The organism is Oryzibacter oryziterrae (genome assembly GCF_021864535.1).
In the GTDB taxonomy this organism is placed as follows: domain Bacteria; phylum Pseudomonadota; class Alphaproteobacteria; order Rhizobiales; family Pleomorphomonadaceae; genus Pleomorphomonas; species Pleomorphomonas oryziterrae.
Genome location: NZ_JAKJIC010000003.1, coordinates 259,264 through 278,611, shown reverse-complemented (window position 1 = coordinate 278,611; position 19,348 = coordinate 259,264). Strand labels below are relative to the sequence as shown.

Below are 19,348 nucleotides of genomic sequence, written 5' to 3'. Positions count from 1 at the left end.
GACAATGAAGAAATGCATTCTGGGCGTCCTCGGCGCCCTCGTCATGATGCTATGGACCGACGCGGCCTTCGCGGCTTCGCGCATAAAGGATATCGTCGACGTCGAAGGCGTCCGCGAGAACCAGTTGATCGGCTATGGCCTTGTCGTCGGCCTGCAAGGCACCGGTGACAGTCTCAACAACTCGCCCTTCACCAAGCAGAGCCTGCAGGCCATGCTGGAACGGCTGGGCGTGAACGTGCGCAATGCCAACATGCGCACCGCCAACACCGCCGCGGTCATGGTCACCGCCAGGCTGCCGGCCTTTGCCGCCCAGGGCTCGGCGATCGACGTGTCGGTCAGCGCGCTCGGCGACGCCAAGAACCTCCAGGGCGGCCAACTGCTGGTCACCCCGCTGATGGGCGCCGACGGCGAGGTCTACGCCATCGCGCAGGGCGCCATTGCGGTCGGCGGCTTCGACATCCAGGGCGACGCGGCAAAAATTTCCCGTGGCGTGCCCACCCAGGGCCGCATCTCCAACGGCGCCACCATCGAACGCGAAGTCGCCTTCAAGCTCGCCGAACTCACCACGGTCCGCCTGTCGCTGCGCAACCCCGACTTCACCACCTCGCGTCGCATCGCGCTGGCCATCAACGATCTCTACGGCGAGCCCATCGCCGAGCCGACTGATCCGGCCACCGTCAAGCTGTCGCTGCCCAAGCGCTTCAACGGCAACATCGTCGACCTGTTGACCGACGTCGAACAGCTGATCGTCGAGCCCGACCTGCCGGCCAAGGTGGTCGTCGACGAAGCCACCGGCATCATCGTCATGGGCCAGGAAGTGCGCGTCTCCACCGTGGCCGTCGCCCAGGGCAACCTGACGGTGATGATCACCGAGGACCCGCTGGTCTCACAGCCCGCCCCTCTCAGCAACGGCCAGACCACCGTCGTGCCGCGCACCAAGCTGGCCATCACCGACGGCGGCGAGCGCCAGCTGGCCGTGGTCAAGTCGGGCGTCACGCTGCAGGAACTGGTCGACGGCCTCAACGCTCTGGGTCTCGGTCCGCGCGACCTCATCTCGATCCTTCAGGCGATCAAGGCCGCCGGTGCGCTGCAAGCCGATGTGGAGGTGATCTGATCATGGCCGACGCTTCGCTCTCCGGCCTCACGGCCGCCTTCGCCTCCAAGGCTTATTCCAACCTCAGCGCTTCGGACTTGCACAAGCGCGCCATGGGCGCCGCGCAGGACTTCGAGGCCGTCTATGTCGCCGATGCCTTCAAGGACATGTTCAAGAACGTCTCGGTCGATCCCCTGTCGGATACCTCCAACAGCTCCAACGAGACCTGGCGCGACATGATGATCGACGGTTACGCCAAGGACCTGGTCAAGCGCGGCGGCATCGGCATCGCCGACAGCATCGCCCGAGAACTCATTGCGATCCAGGAAGGACGGCAGCACTCATGAACACCGCGCGCAAGCCCCTCCACCGTCCTCCGGTGGTCACCTCTCGCGAGATCGCCGTCAAGCTGGTCGCCAAGCTCGACGAGGCCATGGGCGAGCTTCTCGCCGTGTTGCAGGAAGAGACCGCGCTGGTGCGCAAGGGCTACCTCAAGGCAGCCTCCGATCTGGCCGAAACCAAGGACGACAAGGCAACCCTCTATACGCGCCTCATGCTGGCCGCCCGCGACGAGATCGATGCCCTGAAGCAGTTCGCGCCGACCGAGACCGTCGCCCTGATCGCGCGTCACGAATTCTTCCGCTCCGAGGTGCAGGTCAACCTCGCCGTTCTCGGCACCGCCAAGGATGTGGCCGAGGATCTGTTCCGCACGGTGGCACAGGAAGTCGGGCGCACTGAAATGGCCTCCACCTACGCCCGCCCCGGCGCTGCCCCCCGTCCGGCCGAGACCAGTGCCCGCGGCATCGCCGTCAACCTGAACATCTGACGGTCGGCGCCCACACCGACCGATTTCTACCGTTCCGCTTTCCCGATAGGTTTCAGGAAAGCCGGCTCACACAAAACAGATACAAAATTGCCTGAAAAGACGATGCCGGCATTCGGTCTTCGTTAACACTCGACGGGCTAAAAGATTTCCGCTGCACCGGCACACCCAGACGCCCTGCAAGCGGGTCGGAAATCGCTCGAAAATCCGGCCTAACCAATCGAAACCAATGGAAAAATGGATTTCGATAAAATTTTAATGAAATTCTGAACTGGGTCTTTATCTCCTGCTGCTAGCGTCCTTGCCAAGCCATGCCCATGCATGGTGATCAACCGAGGACAACAACAATGGATATCGGCAATGTAAGACCGGTGATGACCGGCATTACGACGCCGGTGCCACGAGCGCCGGCGCAAAGCGTCCAGACGGTACAAACCGATCTGCCCGCGCGTTCGGCTGTGACCGAGACCGGCAAGTCCGACAGCAACAACGTCGGGACCTCCACCAGCGACGAATCGGCTCAGGCCACCATCAGCCATCAGCGGCACATGAAGCGTGCCCGCGACAGCGAACGCACGCTCGATGACCGTGTGGAGATGGATAGCCAGACCAACAGGCTCGTCTTCCAGAAGGTCGACGTTCAGTCGGGCGATGTCGTACGCCAGGTTCCCGAGGAATCCGCACTTCGCATGCATGCCATGATCGTGGCATGGGAGGGCGGCACGGCCAAGGGGCACACCCAGGCCTACGACCAATCGGTCTGACAGTCACACTGCAGTCCCCGGCCTTGTCGGGGACATGGCAGAGGCACCGTCATCACGTTGCGGCCAGCCCGAACAGCTGGGCATTTTCCTTTGCCTGAGCGAGATCTTCCGCCGTGTCGATCTCGAAGGAGACGACTTCGCCCGACGTCATGGGCAAGTAGCGCCTCAAGTGCTCATAGACAGCGGTCATGCCGATGTCGGTGAAATATTTGACCGGGAGCCACGAGATGTTCGACCACTCGAAGGCTGTCGGGTTTTCGCGTCTGAACCCCGTCACCGCTTCCCCGTCCAGCTCGGCGTAAACCGCGTCCTTGGTCTTTGACGCCGTCAGCGCCAGCCGCGCCTCGCCCGGTCGGCAACCCTCCAGAAACGTGTGAAACGTCTCCGGCACGATCAGCAGATCGGCGTCCATGAACAGACAGTCGCCGGTGAGGTGCTGCGCGCCGAGGGCGTAACTGTGCAGCGTCGTCGTCGTCCGGAACGACGGATTGCGCACCACGATCGCGTCGGGGCGCACCCGCTGCAACTCGGCGATGACCGCCGCTTCCATGAAGCCCACGACCACGCGCACGTCCGGCACGTCCTTCAGCAGCGACATGATATGCGCAAGCACACTCACGCCGCCGAATTCGACGAGGCATTTGGGCTTGCCATGGCCCAGTCGGGAGCCGAGGCCGGCGGCCGCGACTACAGCGTGCTCAACAATCGACATAGCCCTTTTCCGTTCATCGTCACATAATCGGCCACCGAGATCAGCGCGTCGGGACTGGCGTGCACGCCGTTATAGGCGACACCCACGTCGGCAACGTCGAACAGCGGCAGGTCATTGTAGCCATCGCCCACCGCCACCACGCGATCGAAGCGTTCCTTGAGCTCCAGCCCCGGCACATTCTTGCGCATGATATGCTTGAGCTGCACGTCGCCATTGGCGCTCATCTGGCTCGTCGAGGTGTAGAACGTGCAGCCGAGCTTCTGCATCAGCGGCTCCACCCACACATCCAGATTGCCCGTGACGATGAAGCAGCGATCCCTGTTGTCCGCGATGAAGGCGGCAATGTCGGGATCCAGTTCCACTTCCGCCACCACGGAGCGGATGCGCTCGAGCCCGGCGGACCGCAGGATGGCAAAGCGCAGGCGGAAGCTGTCCTCGAAGGGAATGAGCCCATCCATGGTCAGCCGCGTCAGCAGCGACATTTCCTGCTCGAGATTGATCTCCGAGGCGATCATCGGCAACAGCTCGGCCCGCGTGACCGTCCCGTCGAGATCGAAGCAGAAGCAGGTGCCGGCCATCACATCGCCTCCCCGCGGCGGCGGACGATGCAGAACTGCTGCTGCGTCTCGACGCGGTTGTTGAGCGCCGCATTGTCATAGAGCGGCTGAAACGACCCGATCTCGAAGTCGGGACCGGGAAAGGCCGAAGCCATCACGCTCTCCAGTTCCTTGGGCTCCCGATAGATGGCGTTGTAGCTGGCCTTGAGCTCGTCCGACCAGTGATCGAGCAGCGACAGGCGCCCCATCACGCCCATCGGCTCGCGCAGGTACAGAAGGCCGCCCGGCGCCAGATGCCGGCCGAGAAGGTGCAGCAGGCGCGACACCTGGGTATCGTTGAGATAGATGAGGATGCCCGAGAGGATGACGCGATCGAACGGCCCCTTGGCCGTCAGAAGCGCGTCGTCGAGATCGTCGACGCCATAGGCGTCAAAGGCCAGATTGGCCTGCGGGCACAACTTGCGGGCCAGCTCGATCAGCGATGGGCTCGCATCGACGCCATAGGCAAAGGCAAGCTGGTCGCTGAGCGCCTGCGCCCAGCGGCCGATGCCGCAGCCCACGTCAAGCAAACGCTCCTTGCCGGTCAGCTTGAGCAGCGGCGTGATCTTGTCGCGCTCGATCCTGTCGCGCTCGCGGGCGATCTCCGGGTGATCGTCCTGATAGAGCACCGCCGACAGGGGCTTGGCCGGATCGAAGGCTTGCGCCCGCTTCTCGAAGAAGTCCGAGACGGCTTCCGCAGACAACTCAACCTGTTCGCCCTTGATGCGTCCCATCAGCCTGCTCCGATGCCATTGGCAATTTCGTCGAGCACCAGTTCCGTCGCCGGCCGTTCCGCCGGGAAGAGCACCTTGCGCAAGCGCGCCCGCGCCTCTTCGTAGCCCCAGGGAGCGCCCGCGGCATAGGCTTCCACCGCCGCCCGCATCGCCTCGAAATCATGGGCCACATGCGCCGCTTCCACCGCCAGATTTCCCAGCGCGTTGAAGGGCACGTGATGGCGCGAATCCTGGAAGATCAGCGGCTTGTCGAAGATCTGATATTCGGTCAGGAAGGACAAGCCGTCCGTGATCATCAGGTCCGACGCCGCGAACAGCCCGCCATAGCGCCCCGTCTCGACGCAGCAATTGGGCAGACCGTTCCACCGGTTCAGGAACCGGTCGAGCTCGTCGGCGCGCAGGATGTTCTTGCTCACCAGCTGCGAGAACAGGCTCGGATGCGGCTTCAGCACGAACTCGATGTCCGGCCGCTCCACCGCCCAGTTGAGAAACTGCAGGTAGACCTTGTGGAACACCGCAAAGCCCAGCCATTCCTTCAGCACCGAATGATGCGGCGCCCAGATCACCCGATAGCCGCGCTTGCCCTCGCGCCGGATCGGCCAGGCGTCCGTCTCCTCGCGCCCCTTGAGCAAGCGAAAGAGTTTCGGATAGCCGGTCACCACGAACTTGTCCGGTGCGCCATGCTGGAACGACGCCAGGAAGTCTCGCGTCTGCTCGGTCTCGCAGAAGATGCGCCAGGCCAGACGATGATAGGGCAGATCGAAGGACTGCTCCGACACGCCATTGACCGGCTGCTCGTTGGGCGAAAAGCGCTCGACGATCGACGTGCCATAGGGCACCGAACAGATCCGCGCGAAATTGAGCCGCGACGCATGGAAGGCCGGCGGCAGGTCGTTGCACCATTGCGACTGGCGGAAGATCACGTCCGGCGCCAGCGCCCGCAGAATATCCAGCGCCTGGAAGGAGTTGGCCATGCCAAGCCGGATATGCGGCACACCGGCGCGCTCCAGCTCTTCGTGGATGCGATCCTCACCGGCAAAGCCGGCATCGCCTGGGAAATGCCGGTTGATGCTGGCGACGATCGGATCGAAGCGTGCGTCGTCGCGCATCGCCTCGTAGAGATCGACCTGCGCGTCCCAGCTTTCGATGGCATGCACCAGGAAGACGCAGCGGATGCGCTGCCCTGCCGGAACGGGGCGGGTGCGCGCCAGAAGGTTCGCCGTCTGCCGCAGATCGGCGGCTTCGTTGCGCACGTCCTGCTGGATGCGCGGCACCACCTCCTGCAGCACCGACGACACCGTCTCGATTACGCCGCCCATCTGCCCGACCAGCGAGCGCACCATCTCGTCGGATCGGTCGAGCCGCTGCGCCAGGAAGGCGATGGTCTTCAGCACATCCGACTTGAACGCCTCGAAGCGCTGCGCATCGGCAGCCTCCGCAGCTTTGGACGGCGGTTGCAACTTTGTCGAAAGGTCGAGCAGGTCGAGCCGCGTCCGCGCCAGCTCATCGGACTGCGCATCGAACATGGGCTTCAGGGCAGAAGAAAGCGCGGTGACCGCAGCCTCCAGGGCAGCAGGTTCAGTCATCGAAGACGAAGACTCACCGGTGGTCATGACGCAGGATCTCCCCTGACCCTGCATCCTGCTGCAGAATCGCTGAGACGCTAGCGGGTGTGGATAGTCTTTTCAAGTTGGGGCACACCGCAAAAACTCTGAAGTGAACAGTATTTACGAAGCTTCTTCAAACCGTTATCGTTTTCTACGATACGCGCGAATCAGTCTTCTGCTGACATTCGCCCCTCTTGCTTTGCGAATTTCAGGCGTATCACCAAATTGAGTTCGCTCCGCCTGATGTCGGGAGACGGCTCGCAAGGGGCTTTCATGACCAGCCAACCGCTTCTCTCCATTTGCGTGCCGACCTACAACCGCCGCGACCTGCTCCAGCGCAACATCGACTTTCACCTCGAGCGTTTCGGCGCCCTCGGCATCTCCTTCGAGATCGTCGTCGCCAACGATTGCTCCACCGACGGCACCGCCGACTATCTCGCCTCCATCGCCGACCCGCGTGTGCGCGCCTTCACCCGCGCCCGCAACTCCGGCTTTCTCGACAACTACGCCTTCGTGATGCGCCGCGCCCAGGGCAAATATGCTGTCTTCCTCGGCGACGACGACCTGCTCATCCCCGAAAAGGTGCTCGCCTATATCGCCCGCATGGAAGACGAGCCGCTGATCGGCATGGTCCAGGCGCCCTGGCTGCTGATCGACGAGCGCCCCGGCGGCGGCGAGATCGGCCCCTTCTATCGCATTCCCGGCGAGTTCCGCTTTGCGCGCGGCGACCTGCCGCGCCTGATGGGCTTCGTGCTCGGCTATCACATCTTCCCCGAATTCATGATCGTCCGGCATGACGTGCTGGCTCGCGCCATTTCCAGCCCCTGCCCCTTCATCTTCTGGGCTTTCCTCTACACCGGCCGCGCGCTCGCCCAGGCCGACATCCTCTTCCTGCCCGAGCCCTTTGCCCGCGTCACCGGCGTCTCCGCCGATCCGCGCCTGCAGCAGGGCAACAACGAGACCATGTTCCAGTGGGATCGCTACCGTGGCGGCGTCGAGTATCTCGTCTCGCTCGCCCGCATCGTCGCCGGCGACTCCCTGCCGGAACAGTCCGTGCTCAACGAGCATATCGACCAGTTCATGACCACGCGCATGCAGGTGGCGCTGAAGCTCAACGTCGGCGCCAAGAACTGGGCCGAGGCCTATATCATGCACCACCGCATGGCCGCCTATGGTCGGTCGCCCCTTCAGCCGGCCGCCGTGACCAACATGTGCCGCGCGGCCGGCATTGCCACGGCCGTGCAGGAAGCCATTTCCTACGGCCCCGGCCCCGCCATCCTCGATCCGTCCTTCGACGAGAGCATCTTCGACGTCCTCAAGCCCGAGGCCGTCGCCCGCACCACCCGGACGCTGCCCGCCGTCGACCCGGACGTGCCGCGCGCCTATGTGCGCATCAACCCATCCTTCCCCAAGACGATCGGGCCGAAGGACGCCGTCTTCGACGTCTCCGAATATATCGCCCAGTTCGTCTGATCCGGACCGCGATCGCAAGAAAGCCGACCCCTTCGATTCGCCCCGTCCGCCCCGCCCATTGCTGCGAGGTCGACGGGGAGAACCCCGCCGTGGCGACATCGGCTCCTCTGCTCGAACCTGTTCAAAACAGGCCCGGAAGCGCCGGCAAACGGCAAAATCGTTACCGATCGATACGCCTCCTTAACCTCCCGTTAACCCTGTCGCTTCATTGATTGTTAAACAGTTTCTGGAGCGCGAAACATGAAGATTCTGGTAGGTATCCCGGCCTATCGCCAAGCCGTGAGCACGATTTGCCTGCAGTCGCTGGTCAATCTCTTCACCACTTTCGGCAAGACCTACGACCATATCTCGCTCGATCTGAAGATTGCCCAGGCCACCGTCGTGCACCGGGCTCGCAACGCTTTCGCCTCGCTGGTCTATCGCGATCCCAGCTACACCCACCTGCTGCTGGTCGACCCCGACATCGGCTTCCGCCCGAGCCTGATCGAGCGCATGCTCGACTTCAACGAGCCCGTGGTCGGCGCCACCTACCCTGTCAGCGCGCTCGATCGCAACAGCTTCATGGCCTTCGCCAAGGAAATGGAAACCGGCGCCGACGCCGAAGTCTGCGCTCTTGAGTACGCCGGCGGCGGCGCCTCGGTCGTCACCGTCGACAGCGACGCCGGGGATGGCTCCAAGGACCTGGTCCTGCGCGACGCCTTCCTGCGCGTCAACGAAGTCGGCAACGACCTCCTGCTGATCCGCCGCGACGCCTTCGAGCGCATGGCCGAGGATCTGCCCACCATCGTCCTGCCCGACAGCGCCGATCCCTATCGCCAGTTCGGCCTCACCGGCCCGGTGATCCAGTGCTTCGATCCGCTGCCGCTCTCCGGCGAAGGCCTGTTCTCCGACCAGAACGGCTTCTCCCGTCGCTGGGCCGATTCCTGCGGCGGCGAACTCTGGGCCTGCTTCGTCGAGCCCATGCAGCGCCGCGTCGAAGACACCGTCGCCGGCCATTTCCTGACCAAGCTTCAGCACGGCCAGATCTGAGCCGGAGGAACGCCCATGCGCATTCTGATCGGCTCCCCCTGTGCCGACGGCGACGTCGAAGGCGGCTTTGCCCAGAGCATTCTGGGCCTGGTCGGCCATATGCTGGCCAACCACCCGGACTGGCACTTCGACATCGAGCTGCCGATCGGTCGCGACGTCGGCTTTGCCCGCGACATTCTCGCCAACCGCGTCCTGCAGAACCAGGAGTACACACACCTCCTGTTCATCGACACCGACATGGGCTTCCGCCCCGATGTCATCGAACAACTGTTCGCGGTAGGTCTGCCGGTTGTCGGCACCATTGCCCCGCAGCGCGTGCGCAATCTCGACCTCTGGCGCGAGGAGATCCTGCGCCTGCCCATTCCCGGCGTCGCCGAACTCACCGCTTCGAGCTACACGCCCGGCATCGCCGACATCGACCTGGAAGCCATGGACACCGACGACCCCAAGGTCGCCAACGGCTTCCTGAAGGCACACCAGACAGGCGCCGGCATCCTGCTGATCCGCCGCGACGTCTTCGAGACCATGCAGCTCTACTGCTCCGAGCTCGCGGAGACCGAAGTGCGGCCCAAGCTGGCCGCCATCGGCCTGACCGCTCCGCTCGTCCGCTTCTTCGCCCATCGGCGCGGTTCGGAAGGCGTCCTGCTCGGCGAGGACCTGTCCTTCACCTCGCGCTGGACCCAGCGTTGCGGCGGTGAAATCTGGGTCTATGGCGAGGGCCTGATTACCCACATGGGCAGCCGCATCGTTACCGGCAACTTCAAGCGCAAGCTTGAGCTGACCGGCCAGCCCTGAACCTGATCCACGTCAGCCAACCGGCACCAAGGCAAGCGCAATGTCCATCCTCGTCGGCACGCCCAACAACCGGGGCCTCATCTCCACCATCCATTTCCAGATGGTCCTGAACCTCCTGGATCACTTCCGCGCCAAGCGCCCCAAGATGGAGATCCTGCACCGCGTTTCGTCCTGCGCCATCATCGGCTTCGGCCGCAACGCGCTGGCAAGCCAGGTGCTGGACGAGCCGTCCATCTCTCACCTGCTCCTGATCGATCCGGACATTTCGATCCCCGCGCATTTCGTCACCGAAATGCTGGACTTCGACAAGCCCGTCGTCGCCTGCCCCTATCCCACCCGCGACTGGGACCGCCAGGCCTTCGTCGACGCGGCGCGCAAATACAACGACGCGGCCGTTGCCGAAGCCTGCGCCGCCACCTATGTCGGCGGCGACGATGCCCTGATCATGCGCCACGGCCCCAATGGCCCGATGCCCATCAGCGACGGTTCCTTTGCCCGCGTCAGCACCTGTGGCGCCGGCCTCGTCCTGATCAAGCGCCAGGTGTTCGAGAAGATCGCGGCCACCTGCCCGCATCTGCTCATCGACAACACCTCCGGCGACTATTCCAAGCTCGGCTTCAAGGGCGATCGCGTCCTCGAATGTTTCGAGCATGCCACCGATCTGCCCTCGCACATGGTCGCCGAGGGCGCCTTCTTCGGCAAGACCTGGGTGGACCAGTGTGGCGGCGAGATCTGGACGCACATGGAAGCCACCATCATGCGCCAGACCGAGTATCGCTTCGTCGGCCATTTCGCCAGCAAGCTGAAGCTCGGCATGATCTGACGCGCCGGCGCGCCACGCTCCGAGCGATCCGCCTGCATCAAGGGGACTATTCGATGAAACCGGCCAAGGTCCTGATCGCCACGCCGACCGCCTATGGCGACCTCTGCGCCGAATATTGCGAGGCGATCTTCGATCTCAAGGCGTCTTTCGCCAAGCGTTATCCGCAAGTGACCTTCGAGGTGAGGTTCTTCGAAACCTTCGACCTGCGCCTCGTCCGCAACGCCTATGCCTCGATCGTCCTCAACGATCCGAGCTTCACCCATCTGTTCTTCTTCGATTCCGACATGGGCTTCTTCCCCTCCCTCATGGAGAAGATGCTGCTGGCCGACAAGCCTGTCGTCGGCGTCGTCTCGCCCAAGCGCGCGCTCGACACTGGCGAAGTCTACAACATGGCGCGCCAGTTCAACGACATCCGCATCGCCGAGATCGCCGCCAACGGCTACATCCCGGAAAAGACGGCCTACACCGTTGCCTACGCCGAAGACGGGGTCACACCGATCCGCATCAAGTATGACGGCTCGCTGCTCCCCGTGAACCGCTGCGGCACCGGCATCATGCTGATCCACCGCAGCGTCTTCGAGACCTTCCGCGACAAGATTCCGGAAGACTATTACGAGGAAGCGCCGGAAGCGGTTCACCCCTATGGCGTGACGCGCGGCTATCTCGGCTGCTTCGACGCCGTGGCCCTCAGTACCGGTGCCACGCTGGGGGAAGACTTCGCGTTCTCCCGCCGCTGGTCGATCCGCCTCGGCAATCCGATCCACCTGGTGTTCGACGAGGTCATCTTCCACGTCGGCGATCGCAACACCATCGGCAACGCCGCGATCCGCTACGGCAACAGCCGCCGCCGCTGACGCCGCCGCCCCCTCTTCCATCCTGCACTTGCCTCCCTCACATCGAGCGGAGGCTTTTTGCATTTTGCAAATATCCAATTGCAAAAATCATAGTTTATTCCAAGTAAATTATCAGGGTTAACATTAACTATACAAGATTTTTGTGCACCATCTATTAATCGTAACACCCGTTAACCGTCTTACTTTACGTTTGATTTGCAGTTGTCCGATGGAATGATAGCGCCTACTCAGAAAGAGAGGCGTCAAAATTGATCCAGAAAGGACAATAAAATGGCTGGAATTACTATCAGCTCTGGCGTTCGCAACAACCTGCTCGCCCTGCAGCAGACCGCGTCCCTCATGTCGCAGACCCAGAACCGTCTGGCCACCGGCAAGAAGGTGAACTCCGCGCTGGATAATGCGAATTCCTTCTTCACCGCTTCGTCGCTGAACTCTCGCGCCGACGACCTGTCGACCCTGCTCGACGATCAGAGCCAGGCCGTGCAGACCCTCAAGGCTGCCGACCAGGGCATCTCCGGCATCAAGAAGCTCGTCGAAGCCGCCAAGGCCAAGGCCAACCAGGCTCTGTCCAGCTCCAGCACCACCGACCGCGGCGCGTTTGCGTCCGAATACAACAACCTGCTGGGCCAGATCGAAGACCTCGCCAAGGACTCCGGCTACAACGGCAAGAACCTGCTCAGTGGCGATGACGTCAAGGTGGTGTTCAACGAAAAGACCGGCAGCGAGCAGGCGTCCCTGTCGATCACCGGCGTTGACTACAGCAACACGTCCAGCGCCCTGTCGCTTTCCGACCTGACCGCCGGCGACTGGGCTTCCGGCACCACCGGCGACAACAACATCAATGGCGCTATCGACAAGCTGAACAACGCGCTGACCACGCTTCGCAACCAGGCCTCGACCTTCGGCACCAACCTCACCGTTGTGCAGAATCGTCAGGACTTCACGAAGAACATGATCAATACGTTGCAGGAAGGCGCCGACAACCTGACCAACGCCGACACCAACGAGGAAGGCGCCAAGCTGCTGGCGCTGCAGACCCGACAGTCTCTGTCGTCCACTGCCCTCTCGATGGCATCCAGTGCAGATCAGGCCGTGCTGCGTCTCTTCTGATACGTAGTCACACTGCAAATCCTTCAAGGCGGCGGGGTTTCCCGCCGCCTTTTTATTTTTTTTACCATGCTTTTCGGACGTTTACCCGTCGTTAAGGTTAAGAAGACATCATGACCTCAACCCGCCGCAGAAGAGGCGGACTGATTTGCCTAGAACGGGATGTCCAAGATGTCTGAAGTAACTCTCGCAGCCGGCGTACGTACTAACCTCCTTGCTCTGCAGCGGACCTCGTCCATGCAAGAAGTCGTGCAGGGTCGCCTTGCTACCGGCAAGAAGGTGAACTCGGCACTCGACAATCCGAACTCCTACTTCACCGCCGCGGCGCTGAGCGACCGCGCCAGCGACCTGTCGACCCTTCTGGACGACATGGGCCAGGGCGTGCAGCAGCTCAAGGCCGCCGACGAAGGCATCAAGGCCATCGTCAAGCTGGTCGACGCCGCCAAGGCCAAGGCAACTCAGGCGCTGTCCTCTGCGTCCAGCACGGACCGCGGCACCTTCGCCTCCGAGTACAACAAGCTGCTCGGCCAGATCTCGGATATCGCTCAGGACTCCACCTACAAGGGCAAGAACCTGCTCGGTGGCGACGATCTGCGCGTCATCTTCAACGAACGTACCCAGGGCGACGCCACCTGGGGTCAGAACTTCATGACGATCTCCGGTGTGAACTACACCAACGTCCAGAGCTCTCTGTCCCTCAGCACCATCGGCGGCGGCGACTGGGCGATCGGCACCACCGGTAACAACAACATCGGTACCGCTCTCGACAAGCTGAACCACGCTCTGACCTCGCTGCGTACTCAGGCCTCCACCTTCGGTACCAACCTGTCGTCGGTTCAGATCCGTCAGGACTACACCACGTCCTTCATCAACACGCTGACCACCGGTTCCGACAAGCTGACGCTGGCCGATCAGAACGAGGAAGGTGCGAAGTTGCTGGCCCTCAACACCCGCCAGCAGCTGTCGTCCACCGCCCTCTCCTTCGCTTCGCAGGCCGACCAGAACGTCCTCCGCCTGCTCGGCTGATCCGGCGGCAGACCTGGAAATCACGATCGTCGAAGGCGGAGCGCGGCAACGCGCTCCGCTTTCTGTTTTCATTTCCAGCGCCCCACGGTATCCTGTGGAAAGAAGGCTGCAGGCAGGACGATTCTTGCCGACTTGTCGCAACTTGCCGATGGGCTGGCGGAGGCGACAAGGGGCTTTGAGGTATCGGCTGCGATAAGACCGGCGCGCGTCGCGATGCAGGATCGAAGATCCCGGCATTGCTGAACGCAGGCCAGCCAAGCGCACCCAAGAGGACGGCGGCATAGAAGATGACCACCACCATACCCTTGACCCGCGCAACCCGCGACACGGTAACCACCCTTCGCAATGCCGTGCAGGAGGCCGCCGTCAGCAGTGAGCGGCTCAGCACCGGCAAGGCCGTGAACTCGGCTCTGGACGATCCCAACAACTATTTCACGTCCAAATCGCTGTCCGACAATGCGGCCCAGCTCGGACGCATCGTTGAACAGCTGGGTCAGGGCATTCAGGTCATCAAGGCGGCCGACAACGGCATCGCCTCCATCGTCAAGCTGGTGGACTCGGCCAACTCTGTCGCCCGCAAGGCCTCCGACAGCGACAATGCCTTCGAGCGCGCCCAGTTCGCGAAGGACTACAACGAAGTCCTCAAGCAGGTGGTCGGCGTCGCCAACGACAGCAGCTATCGCGGCAAGAACCTGCTCCTGGGCAATGGCCACGACCTGAAGCTCTATTTCGGCGACAGCATGAACGAGGCCGTCACCGTCTCGGCCATCGACTTCACCAACACCGAGCAGTCGCTCGGCCTGTCCAAACTGAACGAAGGCCAGTTCGGCCAGGCTGAAATCCAGCTGACCGATGGCACCAACCCGTTGAAGCCGGAGAGCAAGCTCACCGACAGCAGCAGTTTCTCGGTGGGCGACACCATCACCGTCACCAATGGCAGCGGCAAGACCGTGTCCACGCTGAACGTGACGGACAAGACCACCGTTTCGGATCTGGTCCGGACCTTCGATCAGCAGGGCCAGGGCATCCGCGCCAACCTCGATGGATCCGGCACGCTGAAGATCGAGACCGCCACCGACATGACGATCGCGGGCGGAACGGCTGGCGGGGCCTTCGAGAACCTTGTCCTGGACGCGACCGAATCCACCTGGTTCAAGCCCTCCGGCGCCGATGCCTCCATCGAAGATCTGAAGGGTGCGCGCGACACCGTGCGCCTGCAGGAAACCACGATCGGCACCAATCTGACCATGCTGCAGAACCGGTCCGACTTCATGAAGTCTTTCTCGGGCTCGCTGCTGACGAGTTCGGAAAAGCTTGTGGCCGCCGACCCCAACGAGGAAGGCGCCAAGCTCCTGGCCCTCAACACGCGCCAGCAACTGGCAGCCACCAGCCTCAGTTTCTCAAGCGAAGCCGATCAGGGCATTTTGCGCTTGCTTGGCGGCTGATGATATCGGCAGCCGCACCCAGACAAATTGACGTCCGCCTCAGCCGCTAGGCAGGATCGGGCACAGGGGAGATGGACCATCATGGCACTGAAAGTCGAGCTCAAGCCCGGCGAACGCATCGTCATCGGCGAGTCCGTCATTACCAACGACAATCAGCGCACACGCCTGTTCATCGAGGGTAGCGCACCGATCCTGCGCGAGAAGGATATCCTCACCGTCAAGACCGCAAACAGCCCTGCAAAACGCATCTATCTCGCGGTCCAGATGATGTACCTGTCAAAGCAAGTTAACAAGTTTCAGGACGATTTCTTTAAACTTGTCAACGACATAATCGACGCCGCGCCCAGCTCGATCGGCTACGTAACCAAGATCAGTAACCATATTTTAAACAATTCCCTTTACAAAGCTCTCAAGGAAGCCCGGAACCTAATTGAGTACGAACAGAAGCTGATAAGCCATGTACAATCAGGGAGCGCAAGCCTACCTCCGGACCCAGCAGAAGACGGCGAGCCCTCGTGAGCTTGAAGCGTCTCTCCTGATCAAGGCCGCTGCCAAGTTGCAGAGTGTCCGTGACGATTGGGAAATGGGCAGTCGGGAACTGGACGAGGCTATCACCTACAATCGCAAGCTCTGGACCATTCTCTCCACCTCGGCGACCCGCCCGGAGAATCCCTTGCCGCAGAGCGTCAAGGACAATGTGGCCCAGCTGGCAATCTTCATCTTCAGCCATTCCATGCGCGTCCTTGCCGATCCCAAACCGGAAAAGCTCAGCACGCTGATTTCGATCAACGCTGACATCGCCGCCGGTCTGCGCGGATCGCCAGGCTGACCACCAGAACAAGCGAATACGAAAAAGGCGCGGAACCCATCCGCGCCTTTCGCTTTTCTGGCAGCTCTTGTGCCAGCACGCCCCGCAGGGCGCACCGCGCTGCCCTTGATCTCACATGAAGTTCAGCAGCGACAGCGAGTTCAGGATCGACGTCGTCTGATAGCTCGCCTGCATGCGGTTCTGCAGCGTCAGGATCTGCGCCGCCACCTCTTCCTTGTCGATCCCCTCGACCCCGTCAAGAAGCTCTTGCATCGCGCTCTTGTTGGCCTCGAGCCGCTTGGCGGAATCCTCGGCCACCTTGCCGGCCACGGCCACTTCCGCATGAATGTCGGATGGGCTCTGGTTGCCGTTGTCAAAGGCCAGTGCATCGCGGGCGCGTTCCGTCAGCGCCGCATAGCGATCCTCGTCCGTGGGCACCGTGCTGTCGAATTTCGCCGTCGCCATCACCGACAAGGACTGCACCATCAGCCGCAGGCCCTGTTCGTTGGCCCGCACGCCGTAATTGACCGTCACGCCACTGTCGACCGTGGCGCCGATGTCATTGCGGGGCAAGGTCGAGTAGTCGGCCGTCGTCGGGTCATTGTCGGCGTCACCGACCGTGCCATTGTCAATCTTGCCGTTGTAGCCGAGATACCATTGCACGGTGTCGGCCGAAGTGGCGTCCCTGAGATCGGTCGCGGTGGCGAGATCGCCGCCGGTTGAACTGGTATCCACCCTCTGGGGCATCTTGCCGCCGAAAGTGTCGAAGAAATTCTCGCCGGCCCGCGTCGCAGAGGCCGCCGTGAACTCGGACGCCACCTTCTTGCCCAGCGACTTCTGCAGCGCCGTCTCGAAATTCGTCGCCGTGGCCGTGGTATCGGCCCCAACCGTGAAATAGCCATCTTCAGGCGGGTTGGAGAGCGTTGCCGTCAGCGTCAGCGAGCTGGCAGACCCGTCCGGATTGGTCAGCTCGAACTTCACCGTGTCGCCCGCCGCCGGCAGGCCCGTGAAGCTCACGCTGGCGCTTTCCACCGGCGAGGTCCCCGTCGTCCCCACGGTCACGTTTGAACTCGTCGTCTCCACATCGGCGATCTTGTAGCCGAACTCGCTCGACAGCGGCGTCTGACGGTTCAGCGATACCGTATCGCCCGCTGTGGCAATCTCGAGCCGACCCAGCTTGCCGGTGCCCAGATCGGCCTTGAGCCGATCGGCCGTCACCTGCTTGAGCCCGTCCTTGGCACCGGTGCCGTTCAGCATTTCGTCCACGGTCACCACCGGCTTGGTGTCGGTCGATTTGCCCGAGAACAGATACCGACCGTCCGCCGTCGAGTTCAGCAGACCAACCACTTCGTCGAGCGCGATCAGCGACGACTTTTGCGCGTCCGTCTTGCCGTCGAGCCGGACCTGGTAGTTGTTGGGATCGAGGGCGGCGCGCACATCGGTGGGAATGGTGCCAAGGCGCGTCAGCGAGGTATCCAGAAGCTGGATGCGCAGGTTCACCTGCTTGGTGGCGCCCATGTAAGCGTCGATCTTGGTGATCTTGGAGCGGAAGGTAATGGACTGCGAGCGCTCCGTGCCGAGCTGGCCATAGGTCTCCGCCTTCTGGCCCGTGCCCAGCTGGCGCTGAAGGTCTTCCAGCGAGGTCCGCATGTCCGACAGACGCATCATCATCGGATTGCGCATGATTGAGTTGATGGCCATCGCGGCGCCCTCGACCTTCCTTGAATTACGCTGTGCGCTTTATGGTTAACGCTCAGTTAAACGTGTTCATCAGCGTATCGAGCATATCCTTGGCCACCGTCATCACGCGCGCATTTGCCGAATAGGCCGTCTGCAGCTTGATGAGGGAAGCCAGTTCCGTGTCCATGTCCACCTTGCGGCTGTCGTCATAGCGCTTCTGCAGGTTGGAAGTGACCACCTCCTGCCCGTCATGAAGCTGCTTGGCCATTTCCTGCTGGGCACCCTGCGTGCTCACCACCTGGGACAGGAAGTCCTCCACCGAGCCGCTGAAGGGCGCTGAAGGCGATCCGATGCCAGTCTCGGCAGAGAAATGGTAGGTGATGTTCGACAGTGAATCCAGAATGCCCTGGGGACGCGAGTTATCGCCCTTCTGGGTGTTGGACGAGTAGTTCACCAGGTGCGCCGGATCGGCGACCACCTTGGTATTGACGGAGATGCGCTGGGCAAAGCCGCGCACATTGACGACGTTGCCCGAGAGCCCCGTGTAGGGCGTTTCCGAGGCACCGTCGAGGAACAGGGGCAAGGCCGTGAAGCCCGACTGCAGGCCGTTCGCCGTGATGGCGCCATTGACGCTTGTGACCGACGTGACGCCGCTGCCGTCGTCCAGAATGCGCACCACGTTGCTGCCCTGGTCGGACACCTGGAACGACGGTCCCAGCGCCGCACCGATCTGTGCCATCACGTCGCCGGTGAGGTCGATGCCCACCACGGTGTCTTCAGGATCTGCCGTGAAGCTGTCGTTCAGGGTCGCCGTGCCGTCATGCGCCACCAGGCTTACGGTGTGATCGCCGGAACTGTCGGCGTATTTCACCGTGATCGTGTTGCCTTGCGTCAGGTTGGTCAGGTCGAGATCGTAACCCGACGCCGTGCCGTCCTGCACATAGGTGCCGGGATCATTGCGGTTGGAGACCGTCATGGCCATCTGCGCGGCCAGATGATCGAGCTGGGTCTGCGCCTCGACGAGGGTGTTGTCGCGGAGATCCTTGTAGGCCGCAATCTTGCCCGAACGGAAGCCGCCGGCGGCGAAGAGATCGTTGCCCGTCCCGTTGCCCGATGCGATCTTGATCGTCCCGACCCCACGGTCGTGCTCGTTGCTCGAATAGACGTCGGTGGCCGTCAGCGTTGCATGCTGGTCGAAGCTGAGCTTGACCGGACTGTCGTCGTAGAGCAGCACGCCCGATGTGGTATAGAGAGCAACAGCCCCATAGTCCTGCGGCTGGACCGTGATGTCCATCAGCTGCGACAGCGAATCGATCGCCTCGTCGCGCTGGTCTTCCAGCCCTGCCGTACTGGCCCCGCTGGCGCCGATCGACACGATCTGCCGATCCAGCTTGGAGATCTTGTCGAGCAGCGTGTTGGTGGTGTCGACCGCGCTGGAAATGTTGGATTCGGCTTCCTGTCTCAGGTTCTGGATGTTCTGTGACAGGGTCTTGAAGCGAGAGGTCAATGTCTCGGCCGCCGCCACCGCCGAAATGCGGTTCGAGCTGCTGTCCGGCGTCGTCGCCAGCGTCTGCATGGCGTCGGTGAACTTGCCGTAGATCGCCGATAGCGAACTGGAATCGCTCGGTCCGCCGAAATAGGAGTCCAGCGCCGAGAGGGTGTCGAGACGCACCTTGGCATAGGACGAGTCGGCCGCCGCCGTCCGCCACTGCTTCTGCACGAGGACGTTGATGTCGCGGGTGACCGTCTGCGCGTAGACGCCGAAGGTGTTCGACCCCGTCGTCAGCGCAGTCGTGGTCATGGTGCGACGGCTGTAGCCCGTCGCATCCGCGTTGGCGATGTTGCTCGACGTGATGTCGAGCTGCTTCTGTGTCGTCCGGATGCCGCTGAGCGACACCGCGAGCGATGTGCCGATACCCATGCGCGCGTCCTTGTCCTGTCCGCGAGGACAAACCTGCGGATTTCAAGGCGAGCGAAGA

20 protein-coding genes are annotated in these 19,348 nt (G+C 62.4%); 14 read left to right on the top strand and 6 right to left on the bottom strand.

The window, feature by feature from the left end; translation table 11 throughout:
• The first annotated feature begins 4 nt into the window (after positions 1–4).
• The 4 genes from L2I41_RS05765 to L2I41_RS05750 all read left to right on the top strand — a co-directional run bounded on the left by L2I41_RS05765 (position 5) and on the right by L2I41_RS05750 (position 2,680).
• Positions 5–1,114 (top strand): flagellar basal body P-ring protein FlgI, encoded by a 1,110-nt coding sequence (locus L2I41_RS05765; RefSeq protein WP_390633865.1) that lies wholly within the window; start codon positions 5–7, stop codon positions 1,112–1,114.
• 2 nt (positions 1,115–1,116) lie between these two features.
• A complete protein-coding gene (locus L2I41_RS05760) occupies positions 1,117–1,440 on the top strand; it encodes a rod-binding protein (RefSeq protein ID WP_237152557.1) in 324 nt (107 codons plus the stop codon).
• Complete coding sequence (locus tag L2I41_RS05755) at positions 1,437–1,919, top strand: flagellar protein FlgN (protein ID WP_237152556.1); 483 nt, start codon at positions 1,437–1,439, stop codon at positions 1,917–1,919. The genes L2I41_RS05760 and L2I41_RS05755 overlap by 4 nt, the downstream gene beginning before the upstream one ends.
• Positions 1,920–2,263: 344 nt before the next feature.
• Positions 2,264–2,680: a flagellar protein FlaG gene (locus tag L2I41_RS05750; protein ID WP_237152555.1), complete on the top strand. Its 417-nt coding sequence runs from the start codon at positions 2,264–2,266 to the stop codon at positions 2,678–2,680.
• Between the two features lie 52 nt (positions 2,681–2,732).
• On the opposite strand, the gene L2I41_RS05745 is transcribed toward L2I41_RS05750, so the two are convergent.
• The 4 genes from L2I41_RS05745 to L2I41_RS05730 are packed head-to-tail and all read right to left on the bottom strand — an operon-like array spanning position 2,733 to position 6,308.
• Complete coding sequence (locus L2I41_RS05745; RefSeq protein WP_237152554.1) at positions 2,733–3,392, bottom strand: NTP transferase domain-containing protein; 660 nt, start codon at positions 3,390–3,392, stop codon at positions 2,733–2,735.
• Complete coding sequence (locus L2I41_RS05740) at positions 3,368–3,970, bottom strand: HAD-IB family phosphatase (RefSeq protein ID WP_237152553.1); 603 nt, start codon at positions 3,968–3,970, stop codon at positions 3,368–3,370. The genes L2I41_RS05745 and L2I41_RS05740 overlap by 25 nt, the downstream gene beginning before the upstream one ends.
• A complete protein-coding gene (locus tag L2I41_RS05735) occupies positions 3,970–4,722 on the bottom strand; it encodes a class I SAM-dependent methyltransferase (RefSeq protein WP_237152552.1) in 753 nt (250 codons plus the stop codon). Before L2I41_RS05735 ends, L2I41_RS05740 begins: the two co-directional genes overlap by 1 nt.
• Complete coding sequence (locus L2I41_RS05730; RefSeq protein ID WP_237152551.1) at positions 4,722–6,308, bottom strand: CDP-glycerol glycerophosphotransferase family protein; 1,587 nt, start codon at positions 6,306–6,308, stop codon at positions 4,722–4,724. Before L2I41_RS05730 ends, L2I41_RS05735 begins: the two co-directional genes overlap by 1 nt.
• Positions 6,309–6,602: 294 nt before the next feature.
• Here L2I41_RS05730 and L2I41_RS05725 point away from each other — a divergent pair, with 294 nt between their 5' ends.
• From L2I41_RS05725 to flaF, 10 genes are all read left to right on the top strand, one after another.
• Entirely contained in the window at positions 6,603–7,802 is a 1,200-nt protein-coding gene (locus tag L2I41_RS05725) for a glycosyltransferase family 2 protein (protein ID WP_237152550.1), read from the top strand.
• A 240-nt stretch (positions 7,803–8,042) separates the two neighbouring features.
• A complete protein-coding gene (locus tag L2I41_RS05720) occupies positions 8,043–8,831 on the top strand; it encodes a hypothetical protein (protein WP_237152549.1) in 789 nt (262 codons plus the stop codon).
• Between the two features lie 15 nt (positions 8,832–8,846).
• Complete coding sequence (locus L2I41_RS05715; protein WP_237152548.1) at positions 8,847–9,626, top strand: hypothetical protein; 780 nt, start codon at positions 8,847–8,849, stop codon at positions 9,624–9,626.
• Between the two features lie 40 nt (positions 9,627–9,666).
• On the top strand, positions 9,667–10,449 hold the full coding sequence (locus L2I41_RS05710) for a hypothetical protein (RefSeq protein WP_237152547.1): 783 nt from the start codon (positions 9,667–9,669) through the stop codon (positions 10,447–10,449).
• 53 nt (positions 10,450–10,502) lie between these two features.
• A complete protein-coding gene (locus L2I41_RS05705) occupies positions 10,503–11,303 on the top strand; it encodes a hypothetical protein (RefSeq protein WP_237152546.1) in 801 nt (266 codons plus the stop codon).
• Positions 11,304–11,573: 270 nt separating this feature from the next.
• Positions 11,574–12,413 carry a flagellin N-terminal helical domain-containing protein gene (locus L2I41_RS05700; protein WP_237152545.1) on the top strand — a complete coding sequence of 280 codons (840 nt, stop codon included), beginning with the start codon at positions 11,574–11,576 and terminating at the stop codon, positions 12,411–12,413.
• A 159-nt stretch (positions 12,414–12,572) separates the two neighbouring features.
• Entirely contained in the window at positions 12,573–13,436 is an 864-nt protein-coding gene (locus tag L2I41_RS05695; RefSeq protein ID WP_444875204.1) for a flagellin N-terminal helical domain-containing protein, read from the top strand.
• Positions 13,437–13,723: 287 nt separating this feature from the next.
• Positions 13,724–14,881 (top strand): flagellin N-terminal helical domain-containing protein, encoded by a 1,158-nt coding sequence (locus L2I41_RS05690; RefSeq protein ID WP_237152543.1) that lies wholly within the window; start codon positions 13,724–13,726, stop codon positions 14,879–14,881.
• Positions 14,882–14,962: 81 nt separating this feature from the next.
• Positions 14,963–15,400, top strand: coding sequence for a flagellar biosynthesis repressor FlbT (gene flbT / locus L2I41_RS05685; RefSeq protein ID WP_237152542.1), 438 nt, complete (start codon positions 14,963–14,965; stop codon positions 15,398–15,400).
• Positions 15,339–15,710 (top strand): flagellar biosynthesis regulator FlaF, encoded by a 372-nt coding sequence (gene flaF / locus L2I41_RS05680; protein ID WP_237152541.1) that lies wholly within the window; start codon positions 15,339–15,341, stop codon positions 15,708–15,710. The genes flbT and flaF overlap by 62 nt, the downstream gene beginning before the upstream one ends.
• A 111-nt stretch (positions 15,711–15,821) precedes the next feature.
• On the opposite strand, the gene L2I41_RS05675 is transcribed toward flaF, so the two are convergent.
• Together L2I41_RS05675 and flgK are read right to left on the bottom strand one after the other, a co-directional pair.
• On the bottom strand, positions 15,822–17,390 hold the full coding sequence (locus L2I41_RS05675) for a hypothetical protein (RefSeq protein ID WP_237152540.1): 1,569 nt from the start codon (positions 17,388–17,390) through the stop codon (positions 15,822–15,824).
• Between the two features lie 52 nt (positions 17,391–17,442).
• Entirely contained in the window at positions 17,443–19,290 is a 1,848-nt protein-coding gene (gene flgK, locus L2I41_RS05670; protein WP_237152539.1) for a flagellar hook-associated protein FlgK, read from the bottom strand.
• Between the last annotated feature and the right edge of the window lie 58 nt (positions 19,291–19,348).